A 19829-nucleotide genomic window follows, 5' to 3' on the forward strand; every position below is an offset into this window, starting at 1 on the left:
GCACCAACCACCGCACGACACGGCACGAACCGCGCACCAACCGCACGGCAGGACACGGCACCGCACGACACGGCAGGACACGGCAGGACACGACACGGCAGGACACGGCACGACGGACGGACCGGCACCCGGCACCCGGCACGCGCGGGGCGCCGCGGCGACGGAGGTGATGGAAGTGACGGAGGTGAGGGAGGTGAGGGATCGGTGACGTACGACAGGAGCGGCCGGAGCCGGCCGCCGCAGCCGGGCATCCGGCTGCGCGTCGAACTCGACGACGATCCGCAGCCGCACCGCAACGCGAAGATCGAGGCGCATCTCCGCGTCGACGTGTCCGCCGACGGCGTCCCCGGCGACCTGCCCGCGGTCCAGCTCGCCGTGGTGATCGCGGTGGACGTCGCCGAGTCCAACCGGGCGGCCGTCCGGCACGCCCTGCCGGCGGTGCTGCGGGCCCTGCCCGACCGGATCTCCTTCGCCGTGCTCGGCAGCGGCCCCGAGCCGGTGCGGTGCTATCCGCGCGGGGACGCCGAGTGGGCCGTCGCCGACCGGGACGAACGACGCCGCGCCGCGTTCGTCGTGGGGTCGCTCCCGCTGCACCGGGAGGGGCCGCGTCCGGCCGGGTACGCCGCCTGGGTCGCCGCGTCGCGCGCCCTGCTCGCCGGCCGGCCGGTGTCCGTACGGCATCTGGTGCTGATCACCGACGGCAGCAGCGCCGCGGGCGAGACCCGCCTGGAGGAGGAACTGGACGCCTGCGCGGGCCAGTTCAGCTGCCATGTGTTCGCCGTCGGCTCGGACTGGGCGCCCGACCCGCTGCTGACGCTCGCCGAACGCCTACACGGGACCGCCGATTTCGTGGACGACGGGCTCGGCCGGGCGATCACCGAGGCCATCCACCGGCTGCGCCGGGTGCACACTCCCCGGCTGCCGATCGAGGTGACCGTGCGGCCCACCGTGCGCGAGGTGTCGCTCAATGAGCGGTCACCGCGGCCGCACCAGCTCGGCGGGCGGCTCCTGGCCGGCCTGCCGCACCGCTGGAGCTTCCCCACCCACCAGTGGGAACAGGGCCGACGCGACTACCTGCTCACCCTGGTCGCCGACGCGGACGCCGACCCGCTCGACACCGAGCTGCAGTTCGCCATGGTCTCCATCGGTGACGTCCACGAGCCCGTCACCGCCCGCTGGCGCCTGCCGGGCCGGCTGCCGCCGCACGCCCGCGCGGGCACCGGCAGCGTACGGGGGCTCAACGACACGGCCCGGATGGGCAACGCGCTGCGCCGAGGGCTCGTCGCCGCCGAGAACGGCCAACGGGACGTCGCCGAGGAGTGCCTGGGGCGGGCCGCCCGGCTCGCGGCGCGGCTCGGCACCCACTGGGTGCTGGACGTGATCCGCACCGTCGCCGACATCGGGGACCCGCCCGGAATGCGGGTGCGACTGCGCGACGTCGACGCCGGCAGCCTCGGCCCGATGATCCTGCGCGCCGGATCCCGTCCCGACTGGCCCCCGCCCGACACCGTCGCGGCGCGGCCGGGCCCGCGCTGCGTCGACTGCAACGCACCGGCCGGGAGCGCGGCCCGCTTCTGCATCGCGTGCGGGAAGGAGCTGCGGTGACGAACGGACCCGCCACCGTGTGGCGCCGGCACTCCCCCGCCGCGTACTGGCGCAGGCGCCTGCGCCCCTGGCGGACCCGCCGGCTGCTGGAGGCGCACCTGGTGGCGCTGCTCGTGCTGACGGCCGTGGCGTCCACCGCCCTGTTCCTGTCGTGCCGGCAGATCCAGCGGAGCACCGAGGCGCTCGCGTCCCGGGAGGCACCGGCGGTGCAGGGGCTGGCCGCCACCCGGCTCGCGGCCCTGCGCGCCCACCAGGAGGCGGAGGCGCTGGTGGAGATGCGGCTCGTCGGTGTCGCGGGATCCGGCGAGACCTACCGGTCCCAGCTGTCGGCGGCCGACCAGGGCCTGTCCCGGATCGCCGACCGCACGGACCAGGACCTCGGCACGGTCAAGGGGCTGCTCGCCACCTACAGCAACTCGCTCGGCCTCGGCACGTCCCTCTACCGCGACCAGCCGCTCATGCAGCAGCAGAAGCTCCAGGAGGCGAAGTCGCTGCTCTCCCGCAGCACGGTGGGGCTCGCACCGCGCCTGGACGCCCTGCAGCGGACGCAGTTGCGGCACGCGGAGGCGACGGCCGCCATGGGGTGGTGGCAGCGGGCCGGGTGGTGGATCGCCGAACTGGCGCTGGCCGCTGCGGCCCTGACGCTGCTGTCGGCCCTGTTCGTGCTGCGCGACCGCTGCGGCCGCGACTGGAACCCGTCCCTGCTGGTGGCGTTCGTCCTCACCGTGCTGCTCGCGGTGGCTCCGCTGTCGGTGACGTACTTCACCCAGGACGAACGCGGCGGGGCGGTCGCGGACCTCCGGCAGATCACCGCGCTGTCCCGGCAGCACGCCGCGGCACCGGCCGTCGCGCAGCAGCACGTCACGGAGCGGGCGGAGGAGGTGCGCGAGCAACTGGCCACCGCCGCCCGGACCGACACCGTGTACCTCGTCGCCTTCGTCGGCAGCCTGATGGCGATCGTGCTGCCCGCGCTGGGGCTCGGCAGCCGCCTCGACAACGACTACTGGAGGCGGCGGTGACCCGACGGTTCAGGATGCTGGTCCTCGTCGTGGTCATGCTGGTGATCACCGCGGTCGGCACGGTGGTGCTGTGGGCGCGGCACGACGACCGCGAGCCGGTGACCATCCTCGGGACGTGGACGGCCAAGCAGGGCGAGCAGTTCGAGGCCGTGCTGCGGAGCTTCGGCATCCCCTTCCGCTACCAGGGCACCGCGGCGCAGCGGGAGGTGCTGCTGTCCAAGGTGCAGTCGGGCGAACCACCGGACATCGTGATCATGCCGAGCATCGGCGAACTCGCCGAATACGCCGAACAGGATCTCCTCGAACCGCTCGACGCGCTCTACGACCCCGAGGAGTACGGCGGCCCCTGGAAGCCGACCGGCTCGGGCTCCGGGCACGTCTACTGGGTGCCCGTCAAGGCGGACCTGAAGAGCATCGTCTGGTACCGCGAGGGCGAGCGTCCGGCCGCCTCCCCGGCCCCGCTGCGCAGCTGGTGCATGGGCATGAGCGACGACGGCACCTCCGGCTGGCCCGGCACCGACTGGATCGAGGACCTGGTGCTCCAGCAGCAGGGCCCCGACGTCTACGAGAAGTGGGCGCTGAACAAGGAGCGGAGAGACTGGTGGCGGGGCGACGCGGTGCGCACCGCCTGGGAGTCGTGGGCGTCCCTGCTCCGGCAGGACCGGGCCGCCGCCCGGCACGCCCTGCTCACCGACCACCGCGGCGACCCGGACGGCAACGGGCTGCTGTTCGAGGGCTGGGGCGGCTGCACCCTGGAGCACCAGGGCTCCTTCGCGCCGTCCTTCTACAAGGACGAGGCCCGCCGCGCACGCATGACGGACTCCGCCCGGCTCCTTCCCGGCGGCGACGGCCGGCTCCGGGGCCGTGAGGTGACGGGCGACTTCGCGGCCCTGTTCGGCGACCGGCCGCAGGCCCGGGAGCTGATCCGGCGGCTCGCCTCCAAGGAGGGCCAGCAGAAGTGGGCCGCGACGACGAACGTCTTCTCGGCGAACCGCCGGGTGGCGCCCCACGGCAGCGCGGTCGAACGCGAGATCGCGCGGCGGCTCGGCGAAGGGCCCCGCTGCCTGGACGCCTCGGACGTCATGCCACCGGCCGTACGGGACGCCTTCTACGAGGCCGTCCTGCTGACCATCGCGCGCGCGGCCGCCGGCCGGGACATCGACATCCCGGGCGTCCTGGCGGACGTGCAGCGGGTGCAGGACGCGCAGACAGCACAGGGCACCGACCGGAGCGCGGCGCCGAGGACGGTGTGCAGTACGACGTGAGCCGGGGCGCGCGGGACGGCGGACGGTCCCGGGGGCCCGGCACCTATCCGGTTCTCGCGTGCTCCGCGCCGCCGAGGCGCTCCGCGATGTCCTTCATCAGGTCGATCTCCGTGCGCTGGCTGCGCACCATCTCCCGGGCCATCCGGAGCACGGCCTGGGGGGTGCCGTCCGCGGTGACCGCCTCGGCCATGTGCACACCGCCCCGGTGGTGCGTGATCATCAGGCGCAGGTAGAGGGCGTCGGCCCGGTGTCCCCGTGCCGCGGCGAGCGCCGACAGGTCGGCGCGGCTCGCCATACCGGGCATCAGCACGCCCCGGCGACGGTCCTCGGCGCTCGTCGGCGGCATGTCCATCCAGCGCATGGGCGGTCCGCTCGTGGTGGCGGTGCGGCCCCACAACCGGAGCCAGCCGAGCATCATGCCGCGCTGCGCGGCCTGCGTGTTGGCGATGTCGTACGCCAGGGTACGCACCTCGGGGGACGTGCCGTGGCGGAGCACCGACAAGGACATCTCCACCGCCTGCTGGTGGTGGACGGCCATGTCACGGCTGAAGCCGACCGCGTCCGAGTCCTCGGCCGGCGTCCCGCTGTCGGCGGGGGCCGTGCCGGACAGGCGGGTCAGCAGCAGCGCCCCGGCCAGCAGCGCGATCGCCAGGGCCGCCACCGGCAGGCGGGCGGACGGGCCTCGGCCCTGGCGGCGCCGTGTCACGGTGTCGCCTTCCCGCCGGTGACCGGGGCGCCCTGCTCCGGTGCCTGGGGGCCCTGGACATAAGCGTCGAAGAAGGCGTCCACGCGCGGGTCGGCGGCGGAGTCCACGGACAGCTGGTGTCCCCAGGCCGTGAGCCGTACGGGGCTCTCCTGGCCGGGCAGCGGGCTCATCATCCGGTACGGCACTCCCGCCACCTTGGCGCGCAGCTCCTCCACCTCGGCCTGGGGCAGGTCCGTGGAGTACGTCACCCACACGGTGCCGTGTTCCAGGGAGTGCACCGCGTTCTCCTCGCGCAGCGGCCGGGTGTAGACGTCGCCGTTGGCGTTCTGCCACTGCGGGTCGTGACGGCCGCCCACGGGCGGCCGCACGTCGGCCGGGTAGTCGACCTCGCCCTTGACGTGGTCGCGTTCGAGGTCCTCGTACACCCGCTCGCCGCGGACGTTGACCCGGTCGGGGTCGATTCCGGATGCGTCGTCCGGGTCCTGGGCGGGCCGGCCGTGCATGCTCGCGACCAGGCCCAGGACGACGGCCACCGCCGCCAGGACGCCGCCGGCCGTCGCACCGGTGCGCAGCCGTCTGCCGCGGCGGGCCCGCAGCGCGTCCTGGCGGCGCAGCTCGTCGAGCCGGGCCCGCCGGGCGTCGTCGTCGCCGGCCGGCACGGGCGCGTGCTGTCGCTGGTCCTGGGACATGGGCGGCCTCTCGCTGCACGGGATCGACGTGTCCCCACGGTAGGAAGCGTCCGGTCCCGGAGTCCCGGGGCCACGGTCCCGACGTGCTCCCAGGACGCTTCCGGGGCGGCTGTCCCACGCTCCCGGGACACGGGGCGACCTACGCTGAGCGATCGCCAGGGCCCGGCCGTTCGGCCGCGGTGCCGGCGTGCACGGACAACGGGGGTGGAGAACGCGTGGAATTCGGCATCCTGGGACCACTGAGAGTGCGTCACCAAGGCCGGGAGATCCCGATTCCGGGGCGCAAGCAGCGGGCGTTGCTCGCCGCGCTGCTGCTGGCCCGGGGAGAGGTCCTGTCCGACGAACGCCTGACCGCGCTGCTGTGGGGCCAAAGACCGCCGGCCACGGTGAGCGCCCAGCTCTACACGTACGTCTCACGGCTGCGGCAACGGCTCGGCCCGGCGGTCGAACTCGTCCGCGAACCGGCCGGTTACCGGCTCGGCACCAGGGGCGCGGTGTTCGACGCGGCCGAGTTCCACCGGCTGTCCCGCGCGGGCCACACGGCGCTGCGCGAGGGCCGGCCCGACCGGGCGGCGCGGCTGCTCCGCGCGGCCCTGGACCTCTGGCGGGGGCCGGCGCTGGGCGGCGTCACCGACTTCCTCCGGGACGCCGAGACCCCTCAGCTGGACGAGGCGAGGATGGCCGCTCTGGAGAGCCGGCTCGAGGCGGAGCTGGCCCTCGGCGAGCACCGCCAGCTGGTCGCCGAACTCACCGGTCTGGTCACCCGCTTCCCGCTGCGGGAGCGGCTGCGCGCGCAGTGGATGACCGCGCTCTACCGGTGCGAGCGGCAGGCGGAGGCCCTCGCCGTGTACCACGAGGGCCGGCGGTTGCTCGCCGAGGAACTCGGCGTCGATCCCGGCGCCGTCCTGACGGCGACGCTGCACGCCGTGCTCGACGGGAGGCTGGCGCTCGACGATCCGGCGGCTCGTCCGGCAGTCCTGCCCGGCGCGGCGGGAGCCTGACGTCGGTCGTCCCGGTGAGGTGGCGGTCGACCACGCGGGCGGGGCCGTCGCGTGATGCGGCCCGCGCAGTCGTCGGTGGTCCGGGCAGTCGAGCGGGCGGGCGGCGAGCGGGCACGGTCCGGCCCCGCTGCGTCCGGCCGCGGCCGTCAGCGCCGACTGAACGGCCACCTTCGCGGGGAGGCCGACGGCCCGGGCGGGCCGGGTCGGAGCGGGATGCCGACCGCCACGGCGCCGGCGAGGACGTCGCCGGGCACCGTGGGCGGCGCGGGCGTCCGCACCGGGCGGTCGCGCGAGGTCACCGGTGTGCCCCGCTCAGGCCCCGTGCCCAGGTGACCAGTTGGTCGAACTGCCGGTTCAGGTCGTGCTCGGCCGAGGCCACGGGGTCCTTGAAGAAGAAGCCCAGCTCCGGCACGGGTCCGCCGACCCCGGACCGGTGGGCGAGCGCCATGAACCGTGCCAGGTCGAGGACGAGCGGTGCGGCGAGCGCGGAGTCGCAGCCCTGCCACACGAACTGCAGGGTCATGCGCGCGCCGAGGAACCCCTCGAAGCCGATGTGGTCCCAGGCGGTCTTCCACTCGCCGAGGTCCGGCACCTCGTGGATGTGCACACCGCCCTGCACCGGCCCGCCCAGCTGCTCCCGCAGCAGCCTGTCCTTGGAGCGGATCTTGGCGGCGGCCCGCCGGGGGTCGGCGAGGGCGGCGCCGTCGCCGCCGCCCAGCAGGTTGGTGCCCGACCAGCTGCGCACGCTCAGCGCGCGCAGCGCGAACATCGGGGCGAGGACGGACTTCACCAGCGTCTCGCCGGTCTTTCCGTCGCTGCCCGCGTACGCCAGCCCCTGCCGGCGGGCGAGTTCGTCGAGGGCGGGGAGGCGGGCGCCGGTCGAGGGGGTGAAGTCCACGAACGGGCAGCCGGCGCGCAGGGCGGCGCAGGCGTACAACGAACTGGGCGGCAGGACGCCGGCGTCGTCGGGGCGGTGGAGGGCGGCGCCGAGCAGTTCCCACGAGGCGTGTGCCGGGTGGGGCCGCGCGGGCGGCTCGGTGGAGGCGACGTTGATCACGACGACGTCGGCCGCGCCCGTGCGGCGGCGGAAGTCCGCGATGTCGGCGGCGAGCGCGTCGACCGCGGCGTCCGCCGTGCCCGCGGTACGACCGGTGCCGGTGAGGCCGGGCCTGATCTCGGCGTCCGCGGCTTCCAGGTCGGTGCGGACCAGCGCGGGCAGGCCGTGCGGGACCACTCCGTCCGCGGCGAGGCGTTCGACGCGCTTGACGAGGCCCTCGGTCGCGGGGTCGTGCCCGCCGAAGACGAGGTCGTCGAGGGCGGGCAGGGGCACGTCCCGGAAGGCGGGGAGTTCGCTGACGAGGCCCGTCGCCGGCAGCGCTCCGGCGCGGACGCCCGCCGTACCGGCCGCGGTGGCCGCCGCGACCGACCCGCGACCGCCCACCAGCCAGACACCAGTGCGCATGGAACCTTCCTTCACGGCTGCTGCGGGTAGGGGAAGGACTGGAAGCCGGCGTCCAGCTGCCGCATGTTCCGGTGCAGCCAGTGCGCCGCGAGCCGCCGCACCGTTCGTTCGGGCAGCGGCGGGTTGACGTTCTCCAGGTCCGGGTCGGCCGTCAGCTGCACCGCGCAGCCGAAGGCGTTGAGGGGTGCCATGGCGGCCCAGCGGCCGCGGTCGATGCCGAGGAACATCATGGCCCGCATGACGACGTGCCAGACGGCGTAGCCGCCCGGGGGCCGGCCGGTCATGATGTGCAGGGCCCGGGTGCGCGGGTCGTACAGCATGCCCTGCCCGAACTCGGCGAAGGCCCGCACGAGTCGCGGGTCGCGTGGACGGTAGACGGCGTCGAACACGTCCAGCTGGACCCGTGACATCACCGCGAGCGGTTCCCGCGCCGGGGCCACGAAGGCGGTGAAGTCGTCCGGGTACTCGGGTGAGGTGACCATGCGGCGCCAGGTGTTGAGCACCGTGTTGTCCCAGCCGCCGCCGTAGAGCGCGACGAGGGCGTAGTACGCGTCGGTGAACTCCTGCGAGGGCTCGTAGAGCGTCGCCTGGTCCAGCAGGTACCACACTTCGTTGGCGCGGCGGTCGCCCAGCATGCCGGGGACGTCCGGCAGGTCGCCGTCGCCCGGTGCCGCGGCGGCCGGCCGGGCGCCGCCCACCGCGGTCAGGGTCCCGGCGGCCAGTACGGCCGACGCCCGCAGCACGTCACGGCGCGCGGGACGGGCCGCCATCAGCTCATCCCCTGTGGGTAGGGGAAGGACCGGAAGTCCTGGTCGAGCCGGTCGGTGTCCTTGACCAGCCAGGTGGTGGCGAGCCGGCGCACGGTGCGGGCCGGCAGCGGCGGGTTGATGCGGTCCTGCGCGGGCTTGGCGGTGCTCTGCACGGCCCAGGCGAAGGCCAGGGCGGGCGCGATGCGCTGCCAGCGCCGGCGGTCGATGTCCAGCAGCATCATGCCGCGCAGGTAGGCGTACCAGGTGTGGTAGCCGGGCGGCGGGAAGTCCGGGGTGGCGTTCATGGTGTGCACCAGGAACGGGGCGTGTCCGCGCGGGTCGTACAGCACGCCCTCGCCGAACCAGCCGAAGGCCTTCACGAGGTGGGGGTGGCGCCGGCCGTAGTAGCGGTCCATCACGCCGAGCTGGGTGCGCGAGAGCACTTCCAGGGGCTGTTTCACGGGTGCGAGGAACTCGGCGTAGGTGTGCGGGTAGCCGGGCTGTGCGACGAGTTCGAGCCACTTCTCCCGCATGCCGCGTTCGATGTTGCCGACGTGCGCCCTGATGGCCGCGTACGCGTCCTTCACCTCCTGGCCGGAGTTGTACAGCGTGGCTTCGTCCAGCCGGTACCAGAACTCGTTGGCACGGCGGTCTCCGCTCATTCCGGGGACCTCGGGAAGCTCGTCGTGGTGGCCGGCGGCCGCGGCCGGCCGCGCGGCGACCGTGCCGACGGCCGCGGCGGCCGCCGCTCCCAGCGAGACCCTCAGGACCTGTCGTCGATCGACGTGATGCGACACGTGGACGTCCTCCTCCGGCTGCGACTGCGATGCCGGAAGGCTAGGAACGGGGGCTATACGGCCGCCTGTCGTTGTTCTGTGCGTCCGTCTATACGTCCGGCGTCACGGCCGTGCGGAGGGACGGTCCGGCCGCGCGTCGGCGGCGGCCTCCACGAGGGCGGCCTCGACGTCGTAGCGGTGCACCCAGGACAGGTCCTCCACGACCTCGTCCAGGCCGCCGCCGCCCCCGCCGGCGGCCGGGCCCGCGGCGGGTCGCACCTTCTGTCCTCCGCCGCCGCGGGAACCGAGCTGGACGCGGGTCGTGTGCGGCCGGCGGAACTCCTCGTAGCCGCGCAGTCCGGCGGGCGTGCCGTCGAGGAAGTGCGCGAGGGCCACGGCGTCCTCCAGGGCCTGTCCGACGCCCTGGCCGTGGTGCGGCAGCATCGGGTGGGCGGCGTCGCCGAGGAGCGTGCAGCGTCCGCGGCCCCAGTGCGGCAGCGGTTCCCGGTCGTACAGCGCCCAGCGGCCCGGCGTGCCGGCGGCCCGCACCAGGGACGTCACGTCGTCGTGCCAGCCGTCGAACGCCAGGGCCATCTCGCGGGCGTCACCGGTGGCGCTCCACGACTCCTCGGGGTCACCGGTGTCCGGCAGGACGGCCACATAGCTGAACCGCCGTCCGGCGGCGACCGGTACGACCAGCAGCCGCGCCTCCCGCCCGACCCACATGTACATGGTGTCGGGGGCGAGCGCGGGGACCCGGTCGGCGGGCACCACGCCGCGCAGCGCGTTCGCCCCGGAGAAGACGGGACGCTCCCGTCCCGCCACGGCGCGCCGCACCGCCGAGTGCACTCCGTCGGCGCCGACGAGCAGGTCGGCCGTCGCCTCCCGCCCGTCGGCGAACCGCAGCCGTACGACGCCGTCGTGCTCGGCGAAGGACGTCAGCCGGGCGCCCAGCCGGATGTGCGCGGACGGCACCCGGTCGGCGAGCAGGGCGTGCAGGTCGCTGCGGAGCACGGTGAGGTGCGGGGCGCCGTACTGCTTCTCCCAGGTGTCGCCCATGGGCCGGCGGGTGAGGAGCCGGCCGTCCCCGGTGCGCACCTCCAGCGCCTCGGGGCGGACGGCGACCGCGCGCAGCGCGTCCTCCAGTCCCCGGCGGAACAGGATGCGGGAGCCGTTGGGGCCAAGGTGCATTCCCACGCCCGCCTCGCGCAGGGCGGGCGCCTGTTCGTAGACGTCGACGGCGGCCCCGGCGCGCAGCAGGGCGTCGGCCGCGGCGAGACCGCCGAGGCCGGCTCCGACGACGGCGACGCGGGGTACGGGCACGGTGTTCGGCATGGGTTTTCCCCCTGTGTGTGGTCACGGTTGTTCTCACCGCGAACCGGCCGACACCAGTCCCGTCTCGTAGGCGACGATGACCAGTTGGGCCCGGTCGCGGCTGTCGAGTTTGGTCAGCAGGTGGCTGACGTGGGTCTTGACGGTGGGCACGCTCAGCCGGAGCCGTTCGGCGATCTCCGCGTTGGTCAGCCCACGGGCGATCAGGACGAGCACTTCCCGCTCGCGGTCGGTGATCCCGGCCCGCTCCAGCGCGCGGGCCCGCGGCCGGGGTTCGCGCTCGGTACCGCCGGCGAACTCCTCGATGAGGCGCCGCGTCACGGACGGGGCGAGCAGCCCCTCGCCGGAGGCGACCACGCGTACTCCGGCGAGCAGGTCGCCGGGCGGGGTGTCCTTGAGCAGGAAGCCGCTGGCACCGGCGCGCAGCGCGGCGTACACGTAGGCGTCCAGGTCGAACATGGTGAGGATCAGGACCCGGCTGCCGGACGTGGCCGGCGAGCCGCAGATCCTGCGGGTGGCCTCGATGCCGTCCATCTCGGGCATCCGCACGTCCATCAGGACGACGTCGGGCCGTTCCCGTGCGGCCGCCTCGACCGCCTCGCGCCCGTTGGCGGCCTCACCGACGACGGTCAGGCCCGGCTCGTTGTCGACGAGCAGGCGGAAACTGCCCCGCAGCAGGGCCTGGTCGTCCACCACCAGCACCCGCACGTCCTCGCTCATCGGACCGCTCCCCGGGAGGCACCGAGCGGCAGCCGGGCGACGACACGGAAGCCTCCGCCGGGCCGCGGCCCGGCCGTGAACTCCCCGTCGTAGACGGCGACCCGCTCGCGCATGCCGATGAGGCCGTGTCCGCCGCCGGAGCCGGCCGGGGTGCCCCGGTCCGGGCCCGTGCCGCGGCCCGGGCCGCCGTCGTCGCTGACCTCGATCTTCACCTGTCGTTCGTCTCTGGTGATCACGACTCGGCAGTCTGCCGGAGCCGCGTGCTTCACGGCGTTGGTCAGGGCTTCCTGGACGAGGCGGTAGACGGTCAGGCCGAGCGCCTCGGGCAGGCCGTCCAGGTCCGGTGCGTCGAGCCGGACGCGCAGCCCGGCCTCGGTGGCGTTGCGGACCAGCCCGGCGAGGCCGGCGGTGCCCGGGACAGGGCTGAGGTCGGCGTCCGTGAGGGCACCGGTGCGCTCGGAGCGCAGCACGCCGAGCAGGTGGCGCATCTCCCGGAGCGCGTCGCGGCTGGTGGTCTCGACGACGCGCAGCGCGTCGCCCGCCTCCTCGGGCCGGGTGGCGACGACGTGGTTGGCCACGGCCGCCTTGACGGCGATGACACCGATGCTGTGCGCGACGACGTCATGCAACTCCCGGGCGATGCGCATGCGTTCCTCGGCGACGGCCCGCTCGGCGAGTTCCCGGGCGGCCTGGGCCGCGTACGCCCGTCCTTCCCGCGCGGCGGTGCCCAGGGCCCAGGAGCCCGCGATCAGGGCCCAGCCGAGGATCATGAGGCCCGGCCCCTGCGACCACCAGTAGGTGTACGGGCTGCGGGGTTCCGGTGCGATCATGCCGCCGAGTCCGATGACCGCGGCCGCCGCGAAGGGCAGCAGGCGCTGCGTCACCCGGGACAGCGCCACGGGATAGACCGCGAACGCCACGGCGAGGAACGGGTCCGTGACCACTCCGAGGGCCACCGCCGGCGGCGACACGACCAGGGTGACGCCGAGCACGGGCAGCGGCCACAGCCGACGGACCGCCAGGGGCAGCGCGGTGGCGGCCGCCAGGCCCGCGGCCGCCGCTGCCGGCAGGTCGGCGGGTCCGGGCGCGGCCCGGGTGTGCCACAGGACCAGCAGGAGCGCCGCGTAGCCCGCCGCGGCCAGGCCGTCGAGGGCGATGAGCTGCGCGGATGTGAACCGGCCGCCGGTCAGCGGCCCGGCGTGGGGATGATCCATCGTCCGACCCTAGCCGCGGCCGGACGGCCGTGGCTTCGTGCCCGGGAATGACAGACTTCCGGAGGAGCCCGGCCGGTGACGGGCCCGCGGGCCGGTGGCGGCTCGGCTCATTCCACACGGGAGAACCTGCGGGTCGCGATGGTCAGGGAGAGCAGGGCGAAGGCCGCGATCAAGCCGGTCTCCGCCAGGACGGGCGGCGTCCAGCCCCACCACTCGGGGCTCACCGACCCGCCGCCCATGGCCGTCGCGCCGTCGCCCGGCATGGTGCGGCGCAGCGCGTCCACGGCGTAGGTCAGCGGGTTCAGCCGGACCACCGTGCCGAGCCAGCCGGGCAGTCCGTCGACGGGGAACATGGCGCCGGACAGGAAGAAGAGCGGCAGCATGCACAGGCTGACCGCGACCTGGAAGGTCTCCGGACGCCGGATGCAGACGGCCGCCGCGACGCCGAGCGCGGTGAACGCGAAGGACACCAGGACCACTTGCAGGAGCACCAGCAGGAGCTGCGGGTGGTACGGCACGTCCGCGACGGGGCCCAGCAGCAGCACCAGCACGCCGTAGGCCGCGCCGGAGGTGGCACCGCCGAGACAGGTGCCCACCAGGATGGCGCTGCGGCGGACCGGCGCCACCAGCATCTGCCGCAGGAAGCCGGACCGCCGGTCCCACACGATGGACGCGCCCACGGCGATGGCCGGCGCCTGGACCGACATCAGCACGACTCCGGGGAAGAGGAACGCCCGGAAGTCACGCAGGCTGTCCTCGGACATGGCGGAGTTCAGGCCGGTGCCGAGCACCAGCAGGAACATCAGCGGTGTGACCATGCCCATGGCGATGCGCAGCTTGTTGCGGCTGAAGCGGATGGTCTCCCGGTGCCAGAGCACCTTCACGGTGCGCAGGTCCCGGGCGGCCCGGCCGCCGCCGGCGGAGCCCGGTGGGACGGGTGCGGGCCGGGCCCGGCCGGGCGGGCCCGCCCGTTCCGCCCGTGCCCGGTGCACCTCGGTCTGTGCCATGGCTACCTCCTCGGCCCGAAGTGGGGCTGCTGGGGACCGTCGGCCTCCCGGATGGTGCGGCCGGTGTAGTGCAGGAAGACGTCGTCGAGGGTGGGCGGGGTGACGGTCACCGCGTGGACGGGGACGGCGAGTTCGGCGCAGAGCCGGGGCACGAATCCGGCGCCGTCCTGGGTGCGCAGGCGCACGCCGTCGGGCCCGGTGTCCGCCTTCAGGCCGAAGCGGTCCTGCACCGCCAGGGCCGCCCGCTCGTCGTCGTCGGTCCGCAGGACGACCAGATCCGCTCCGACGACCGCCTTCAGCCCGGCGGGCGTGCCCTCGACCACCAGCTGCCCCTGGTCCATGATCGCCATCCGGTCGCAGTGCTCGGCCTCCTCCAGGTGGTGCGTGGTGAGGAAGATGGTGATCTCCTGCTCGGCGCGCAGCCGGTGCAGGTGTTCCCAGATGGACACCCTGGTCTGCGGGTCGAGGCCGGTGGTCGGCTCGTCCAGGAAGAGCACGCGGGGCGTGTGCAGCAGTCCGCGGGCGATCTCCAGCCGGCGCCGCATGCCGCCGGAGAAGGTGCGCACGGGCGAGTCCTTGCGGTGGGTCAGCTCCACCAGGTCGAGCAGTTCGCTGATCGCCCGTCGGGCGCGGGCGCGGGGCAGCCCGAACAGGTCCGCCTGGAAGCGGAGGTTCTCCTCGGCGGTCAGCTCGCCGTCCAGCGTGGACTCCTGGAAGACCAGGCCGATGCCGCGCCGGACGGCGTCGGCCTCGCGGGTGATGTCGTGCCCGGCGACCTCGGCCCGGCCGGCCGACGGCCGCAGCAGGGTGCACAGCATGCCGATGGTGGTGCTCTTGCCCGCGCCGTTGGGTCCGAGGAAGCCGTAGGTCTCGCCGGGTGCGACGGCCAGGTCCAGGTCGACGACGGCCTCATGGGTGCCGTAGGTCTTGCGCAGCCCTTCCACGAGCACCGCGTGCGGGCCGCTCACCGCTTCGTCTCCGCGGACGGGTGGCGGACGCTCATCACGGCGTGGAACAGCCCGGTGTCGTCGGGTTCGCCGACCGGCCGGCCCTCCGCCTCGACCCAGGCGTGGGCGCGGAACGGCTGGGTGCGCACGCCCGTGCACCAGTCGGGCCACGTGCCGTGCAGCCGGCACAGCAGGACGGTGGCGACGGACCGCTCCAGGCAGCCCTGTCCGGCGCACCAGGCGCTGACGGACACCACGGAGCTGCGGGCGTCGAGGGTCTGCGCGGCGGTGGCCGGCTTGGCGCCGCGCGAGACGGCCCGCAGGACGCGGCGCAGGCGACGCGGCGGCACCTTGGCGAGGAGGTGCGCGGCTCCGACCGCGCACCGGGCGGTGACGTGCCGGTGCCAGCTGATCCTGACGGACTGTTCGGAGACGACGGGCATGCTCATGAGACCACCACCAGACGGGCCTTGACCAGGGACTGCAGCAGGACGCGCACATCGGTCCGGGCCCGTTCGGCGGCCTCCGGGCGGTTGCGGGTGAGCGCCTGGGCGGCCTCCTCGGCGGAGTTGCCGTCGAGGAGCAGCCGCAGGGTGGCCGCGCCGGAGCGGTTGAGCTGCCAGTAGCGGCCGGTGCGCTGGTCGAGGAGGACGACTCCGTCCTCGACGTCGGTGACGATCACGTCGGGTTCCAGGGTGCAGTTCATCGGGGTCCTCCCGCGGGGGACGCGGCGAGCGGAGCGACGGCACTGGGTGACCGCAGCCAGGTCTCGCAGGCGAGGGTGTTCTCGAAGGGGCTGAGCGCCCGCGTGTCGGGGGTGGGCCGGTACAGCGCGGCGCGCAGCGCACCGGCGTCGACGAGTCCGAGGTCGGCGAGGCGCAGTGCGTCGCAGAGTTCGGCGAGCCGCTCGCGGTTGCGGTAGAGCCCTTCGTAGGCCTCCTGGCCGAAGGCGCCCTTGTCACGGCGGTTGAGCACGGCGTCGGGCACGGTGGTGCGCAGGGCGGTGGTGAGCACCGGTTTGTAGTGGCCGGGCATCACCCGGTCGGCGACCCGGACCGAGAGGGCGGCGTCGATGACGCGGTCGTCCAGGAACGGCGTCTCGAAGGTGACGCCCAGCGGGCGCAGGGAGCGGTTGAGCTGGCGGGCGGCGTGCCCGCTGGTCACGGTGACCTCGAGCGTCTGGTGCTGGAGCCGGTCGGGGTGCAGGGGCCGGGGGCGGCGCGCGGCGGTCTCGTTCAGCAGGCGCCTGACGGTCGCGACGGCGTCCCGGGTGGCCCACTCGGGCATGCGGGGGTCTCCGCGGCCCCAGCCGAGCGGCGGGGTGAAGCGGGGCGCCGGCGGGGCGTCGATGCCCTGGGCGGCGCGCGCCATGGTGTCGGCGAAGGAGGTGCGGTCGGCGAGCGAGCGCAGGGTCGCGCCGAGCGGCCACCGGTTGACGGAGCGGAACCTGCGCATGGTCCGGATGCCGCGCAGCGGGTCGCTGCGGATCAGTGACCAGCCGAACTGGGGCGATATGCCGAACAGTTCGTCGCCTCCGACGCCGATGAGGTGCCGGGTGGCGCCCGCGTCGCGGACGGTGCGGGCGAGGCTCTCGGTGTGGGCGCGGTTGCGCGTCCACACCAGGGGGCCCTCGACGTCGTCGCTCGCGCCGTCGCGGTCGGGGGCGGCCTCGTACCAGACCGGGCCGTCGGCGGCGGTCGCGAAGCGGTGCCCGGCGTCCGGCATGAGGTCGGCGGCCCGCCGCGCCCATCGGGTGTCGGCGTTGGCGCGGTCCATCGGCTCCCAGTGGTGGGTGAGCAGGCGGGCGTCGGTCGCGTCGGCGAGGAAGCAGAGGCTGGTGGAGTCGAGGCCGCCGGACAGGTCGGCGCTGATGACGTCCTGGTGGTCGGCGCGTACGGCCACGGAGTCGACCAGCGCGTCCCGGATGGCGTCGGCCGCCCGTGCGACGGGGGTGTCGGGCTCGGGCGGCGTCCACCAGGTGACCTCACGTGCGTCGCCGTCCGGCCGCACGTCCAGCCAGCAGCCGACGCCGAGGGTTTCCACACCGGTCCAGACGGGGCGTCCGGACAGCGGCCAGGGGACGGGGAGCAGGAGTTGGAGGGCGAGCGTCTCCTCGTGCAGGCGCGTCTCCATGAGGGCGGTCAGACCGCTCGGGCTGTCCGCGGCGACGGTGACGCCGCCGATCCGCGCGTGGAAGACGTGCCGTGCGGTGGACAGGGAGCCCTGCGTCCGGGTGCGGCCGTCGAAGGAGGCGGCGAGGTGGAAGCTGCCGGGGAGCGAGCGGGCGAGGGAGTCGAGGTCGTGCGGCGCTCGGGAGTTGTCCAGCAGCCGGGCGAGCGGGCCGGTGTCGGCGCGGGTGGGGCCGAGCAGCGCGAGCCGGTTGCGGCCGCCGTCGACGAGGACGCACTCCTCGTCCTCCCAGCGGCCGACCAGCCAGGGACGGCCCGAGGCGTGGGCGACGCTCCGGGTGCCGGGCCCGGCCGCCGCACGCGCGAAGGGCTGCGCCGCGGCGCAGTCGGGAAGGATCAGAAACTCCATGTCCCCTTCTTCGGTTGGGCTTCGGTTGGGCTTCGGTTGGGCGCGAACATGCGGACGCGTGGCGGCGGACGGCCGCCACGCGTCGGGGTCAGCAGACCCAGGCGGAGGTGCCGAGCCAGTCCACGCAGTCGGTCAGCGGTGCGCCGAGCGTCAGGTCGGAGAAGTCGCCGACCTCCACCAACTGCGGTGCCTCGTAGGCGTCGAGGACGTCGTTCGCCGTCATGCCGGTCTCCTTCGGATCGCGTGCGGGAACGCGGCGGCGAGGCCGCACCGGCAGTGGTCACCGGTGCCGCCCCACCGTCCGGGTCCTGTCGGGCACGTGTCTGCGCCGCCCCGGAGGACGGCCCGGCGTCGGGCGGGTGAACGCACCGGCTCCGCCGAGCGGTTGCCGCACGGGATCTCGGCGTGCGGCGTGCTCACCGCCGTCGTCCGGGGTTCCCGGGCGGCAGGGGTACGGCGGCGGAGCGGCTCCTCAGGGATCGCCCCGCCGCCGGGTGTGCGGCGGCGGTCACCGCCTCACGACGGTGCTCAGCAGAACCAGGCGTCGCCGCCCCACCAGTCGACGCAGTCCTCGGGACCGGCGCCGAGCGTCAGCTCCGCGAAGCCGCCGACCTCGACGAGCGCGGGCGTCTCGTACTCCTCGTGCGTGCCCATGTTCACCCTCCTTCTTCTCAGACGGTGGGGTGCGGCCGCGGCCGGCGCGTTCACGCCACCGCGGCCGCACCCCGGGTCACGCACAACGTAGGCGGCCCGCGGTCCCGGGCTCTTGGGCGCGCCGTCCCGTCCCCGTCCCGCGTCCGCGCCCGCCGCGGCGGTTCAGGCGTCGCGCCGCCGCAGCGCCAGATAGCCGCCGGCGAGGGCGACGACCACCCAGGCCACGAGGACGGCCATGCCGCTCCACGCGTCGAGGATCATGTGCTCCTGCGCTTCCCGGCGCATGATGATGCCTCCGGCCGCGTCAGGCAGGAACTGGGCGGCCTTCTGCACGCCGGGCAGGTTGTTGAGGATCTCCGAGACCATGAAGAACAGCGGCACGAGAATGCCGAGGGTGAGCGCCGGTGTGCGCAGCACGGTCGCAAGGCCCATGGAGAAGGCGCAGATCAGGGTCATGTAGAGGATCGACCCGACCACCGCGCGCAGTGCCCCGTCGTCGGTGATCGAGGCGTTGTGCGCCTCGCCGATGGCGGTCTGGGCGGTGAAGAAGGTGACGAGCACGACGACGACGGAGACGGCCAGGGCGATGGCGGTGCCGGTGAGCACCTTGGCCGCGTAGAAGACACCGCGCCGCGGGACGGCGGCGAGGGAGGCGCGGATGGTGCCGGAGGTGTACTCACCGGTGACGGTGAGCGTGCCGAAGACGACCAGGGAGATCATGCCGAGCCGCAGCCCGTTGAAGCCGGAGCCGACCGGGTCGAAGTCGGCCTTGCTCTGCGCGCTCATGTCGTCGTAGGCGCCGCGCAGCACCCAGCCGAAGAGCAGGGCGATCAGGACGCTGACGAGGAAGCACAGGAGGAGGCTCCACAGGCTGGAGCGCACCGTACGGATCTTGGTCCATTCGAACGCGATGGCCGCGCGCGGGTCACCCATGGTCAGCGCTCCTGCTCTCGGCACGGTAGTCGGCCGCGTCGGCCGTGAGCTGCATGAAGGCCTCCTCCAGGGAGGCGGTACGGGGGCTGATCTCGTGGATGGTGACCCCGTGGCGGGAGGCGAGTTCGCCGACCTTCTCCGAGCTGGTCCCGACCGCTTCGAGCGTGCCGTCGGGTCCGTCGTCGGTGTGGACGCCGGCGTCGGTGAGGACGTCGCGCATCCGCTGCGGTTCTGGGGTGCGGATCAGGATGTACGCGCGGGAGTTGCGGGCGATGAACTGTTCCACGGAGGTGTCGGCGAGCAGCCTGCCGCGGCCGATCACGATGAGGTGCTCGGCGGTGAGCGCCATCTCGCTCATCAGGTGGCTGGAGACGAAGACGGTGCGGCCTTCCTCCGCCAGTTGCCGCATCAGCCCGCGGATCCACAGGATGCCTTCGGGGTCGAGGCCGTTGACCGGCTCGTCCAGGAGCAGGACGGGCGGGTCGCCGAGCAGTGCGCAGGCGACGCCGAGCCGCTGGGCCATGCCGAGGGAGAAGCCCTCGGTGCGCCTGTCCGCCGCGCCGGTGAGTCCGACGGTGTTCAGGACCTCGTCGACGCGCCGGTCCGGGATGCGGTTGCTGCGGGCCAGGCCCAGCAGGTGGGCGCGGGCGGTGCGGCCGCCGTGGAGTGCCTTGGCGTCGAGCAGCGCGCCGACCTCACGCAGGGGGTACCGCAGGTCCGTGTACGACCGGCCGTCGATGAGGACCCGTCCGGAGGTGGGGCGGTCGAGTCCGATCATGGCCCGCATGGTGGTCGACTTTCCCGCTCCGTTGGGCCCCAGGAAGCCGGTCACCCGGCCGGGGTCGACCGTGAACGACAGCCCGTCGACGGCCAGGGTGCTCCCGTACCGTTTGGTGAGTTGCTGTACCTCAATCATGGGCTCACCATGGCGCGCGGCCCGGCCGGGCACATCGGGCCGGAGGATGTCATCCCCGGGACCGAATCCGGGCGGGGAACAGGCCGGCGGCGGTGGAGGGCAGTCCCTCCACCGCCGCCGGGTGGGGCGGGCCGTCACCGGCCCTCTTCGGTACGGGTGGAACCGGGTCAGCAGACCCAGGCACCGCCGCCGTACCAGTCGACGCACTGGTTGTCCCAGCCGAGGGTCAGCTCGGAGAACTCGCCGACCTCGACCAGCTCGGGCGTCTCGTACTCGTCGTACAGGGCCATGTGATC

General features: G+C 74.3%; 22 protein-coding genes. 4 read left to right on the plus strand and 18 right to left on the minus strand.

The window, feature by feature from the left end; genetic code table 11:
- Positions 1 to 204 precede the first annotated feature (204 nt).
- Genes FGW31_RS06910 through FGW31_RS06920 form a run of 3 tightly spaced genes read left to right on the plus strand, consistent with a single transcriptional unit; the run spans position 205 to position 3889 of the window.
- Positions 205 to 1605 carry a vWA domain-containing protein gene (locus FGW31_RS06910; RefSeq protein ID WP_142192471.1) on the plus strand — a complete coding sequence of 467 codons (1401 nt, stop codon included), beginning with the start codon at positions 205 to 207 and terminating at the stop codon, positions 1603 to 1605.
- Positions 1602 to 2624 carry a hypothetical protein gene (locus FGW31_RS06915; protein ID WP_142192472.1) on the plus strand — a complete coding sequence of 341 codons (1023 nt, stop codon included), beginning with the start codon at positions 1602 to 1604 and terminating at the stop codon, positions 2622 to 2624. The genes FGW31_RS06910 and FGW31_RS06915 overlap by 4 nt, the downstream gene beginning before the upstream one ends.
- Positions 2621 to 3889, plus strand: a complete 1269-nt coding sequence (locus FGW31_RS06920; protein WP_142192473.1) for an ABC transporter substrate-binding protein — start codon at positions 2621 to 2623, stop codon at positions 3887 to 3889. The genes FGW31_RS06915 and FGW31_RS06920 overlap by 4 nt, the downstream gene beginning before the upstream one ends.
- A gap of 43 nt (positions 3890 to 3932) precedes the next feature.
- On the opposite strand, the gene FGW31_RS06925 is transcribed toward FGW31_RS06920, so the two are convergent.
- Positions 3933 to 4595: a DUF305 domain-containing protein gene (locus tag FGW31_RS06925; RefSeq protein WP_142192474.1), complete on the minus strand. Its 663-nt coding sequence runs from the start codon at positions 4593 to 4595 to the stop codon at positions 3933 to 3935.
- The gene (locus FGW31_RS06930) at positions 4592 to 5284 is read right to left on the minus strand and encodes a DUF3105 domain-containing protein (RefSeq protein ID WP_142192475.1); all 693 of its coding nucleotides are present in this window, start codon (positions 5282 to 5284) and stop codon (positions 4592 to 4594) included. Before FGW31_RS06930 ends, FGW31_RS06925 begins: the two co-directional genes overlap by 4 nt.
- Positions 5285 to 5499: 215 nt before the next feature.
- On the opposite strand from FGW31_RS06930, the gene FGW31_RS06935 reads away from it, so the two are divergent.
- On the plus strand, positions 5500 to 6285 hold the full coding sequence (locus FGW31_RS06935; RefSeq protein WP_142192476.1) for an AfsR/SARP family transcriptional regulator: 786 nt from the start codon (positions 5500 to 5502) through the stop codon (positions 6283 to 6285).
- 295 nt (positions 6286 to 6580) lie between these two features.
- Here the strand turns inward: FGW31_RS06935 and FGW31_RS06940 are convergent, their stop codons facing one another.
- The 16 genes from FGW31_RS06940 to FGW31_RS07015 all read right to left on the minus strand — a co-directional run bounded on the left by FGW31_RS06940 (position 6581) and on the right by FGW31_RS07015 (position 19823).
- On the minus strand, positions 6581 to 7747 hold the full coding sequence (locus tag FGW31_RS06940; protein ID WP_142192477.1) for an inositol-3-phosphate synthase: 1167 nt from the start codon (positions 7745 to 7747) through the stop codon (positions 6581 to 6583).
- A gap of 11 nt (positions 7748 to 7758) precedes the next feature.
- Positions 7759 to 8517, minus strand: coding sequence for a hypothetical protein (locus tag FGW31_RS06945; protein WP_142192478.1), 759 nt, complete (start codon positions 8515 to 8517; stop codon positions 7759 to 7761).
- On the minus strand, positions 8517 to 9293 hold the full coding sequence (locus FGW31_RS06950) for a hypothetical protein (protein ID WP_142192479.1): 777 nt from the start codon (positions 9291 to 9293) through the stop codon (positions 8517 to 8519). The genes FGW31_RS06945 and FGW31_RS06950 overlap by 1 nt, the downstream gene beginning before the upstream one ends.
- A gap of 102 nt (positions 9294 to 9395) precedes the next feature.
- Positions 9396 to 10607 (minus strand): FAD-dependent monooxygenase, encoded by a 1212-nt coding sequence (locus FGW31_RS06955; RefSeq protein WP_142192480.1) that lies wholly within the window; start codon positions 10605 to 10607, stop codon positions 9396 to 9398.
- Between the two features lie 33 nt (positions 10608 to 10640).
- A complete protein-coding gene (locus tag FGW31_RS06960) occupies positions 10641 to 11324 on the minus strand; it encodes a response regulator (protein ID WP_142192481.1) in 684 nt (227 codons plus the stop codon).
- The gene (locus FGW31_RS06965) at positions 11321 to 12538 is read right to left on the minus strand and encodes a sensor histidine kinase (RefSeq protein WP_142192482.1); all 1218 of its coding nucleotides are present in this window, start codon (positions 12536 to 12538) and stop codon (positions 11321 to 11323) included. The genes FGW31_RS06960 and FGW31_RS06965 overlap by 4 nt, the downstream gene beginning before the upstream one ends.
- 107 nt (positions 12539 to 12645) lie before the next feature.
- Positions 12646 to 13545 carry an ABC transporter permease gene (locus FGW31_RS06970; RefSeq protein ID WP_142192483.1) on the minus strand — a complete coding sequence of 300 codons (900 nt, stop codon included), beginning with the start codon at positions 13543 to 13545 and terminating at the stop codon, positions 12646 to 12648.
- A gap of 2 nt (positions 13546 to 13547) precedes the next feature.
- Complete coding sequence (locus tag FGW31_RS06975; RefSeq protein WP_142192484.1) at positions 13548 to 14513, minus strand: ATP-binding cassette domain-containing protein; 966 nt, start codon at positions 14511 to 14513, stop codon at positions 13548 to 13550.
- A complete protein-coding gene (locus FGW31_RS06980; RefSeq protein WP_142192485.1) occupies positions 14510 to 14941 on the minus strand; it encodes a lasso peptide biosynthesis B2 protein in 432 nt (143 codons plus the stop codon). The genes FGW31_RS06975 and FGW31_RS06980 overlap by 4 nt, the downstream gene beginning before the upstream one ends.
- Positions 14938 to 15198 carry a lasso peptide biosynthesis PqqD family chaperone gene (locus tag FGW31_RS06985; RefSeq protein WP_142192486.1) on the minus strand — a complete coding sequence of 87 codons (261 nt, stop codon included), beginning with the start codon at positions 15196 to 15198 and terminating at the stop codon, positions 14938 to 14940. The genes FGW31_RS06980 and FGW31_RS06985 overlap by 4 nt, the downstream gene beginning before the upstream one ends.
- A complete protein-coding gene (locus FGW31_RS06990; RefSeq protein ID WP_142192487.1) occupies positions 15195 to 17030 on the minus strand; it encodes an asparagine synthase-related protein in 1836 nt (611 codons plus the stop codon). Before FGW31_RS06990 ends, FGW31_RS06985 begins: the two co-directional genes overlap by 4 nt.
- An 88-nt stretch (positions 17031 to 17118) precedes the next feature.
- Positions 17119 to 17253: a lasso RiPP family leader peptide-containing protein gene (locus FGW31_RS06995; protein ID WP_142192488.1), complete on the minus strand. Its 135-nt coding sequence runs from the start codon at positions 17251 to 17253 to the stop codon at positions 17119 to 17121.
- A gap of 305 nt (positions 17254 to 17558) precedes the next feature.
- A complete protein-coding gene (locus FGW31_RS07000; RefSeq protein WP_142192489.1) occupies positions 17559 to 17684 on the minus strand; it encodes a lasso RiPP family leader peptide-containing protein in 126 nt (41 codons plus the stop codon).
- Positions 17685 to 17846: 162 nt separating this feature from the next.
- Positions 17847 to 18617, minus strand: a complete 771-nt coding sequence (locus tag FGW31_RS07005) for an ABC transporter permease subunit (protein ID WP_142192490.1) — start codon at positions 18615 to 18617, stop codon at positions 17847 to 17849.
- Positions 18610 to 19533: an ABC transporter ATP-binding protein gene (locus FGW31_RS07010; protein WP_142192491.1), complete on the minus strand. Its 924-nt coding sequence runs from the start codon at positions 19531 to 19533 to the stop codon at positions 18610 to 18612. Before FGW31_RS07010 ends, FGW31_RS07005 begins: the two co-directional genes overlap by 8 nt.
- Before the next feature lie 167 nt (positions 19534 to 19700).
- Positions 19701 to 19823: a lasso RiPP family leader peptide-containing protein gene (locus FGW31_RS07015; RefSeq protein ID WP_142192492.1), complete on the minus strand. Its 123-nt coding sequence runs from the start codon at positions 19821 to 19823 to the stop codon at positions 19701 to 19703.
- Positions 19824 to 19829 lie beyond the last annotated feature (6 nt).

This window comes from Streptomyces calvus, assembly GCF_006782915.1.
Classification (GTDB): Bacteria; Actinomycetota; Actinomycetes; order Streptomycetales; family Streptomycetaceae; genus Streptomyces; species Streptomyces calvus.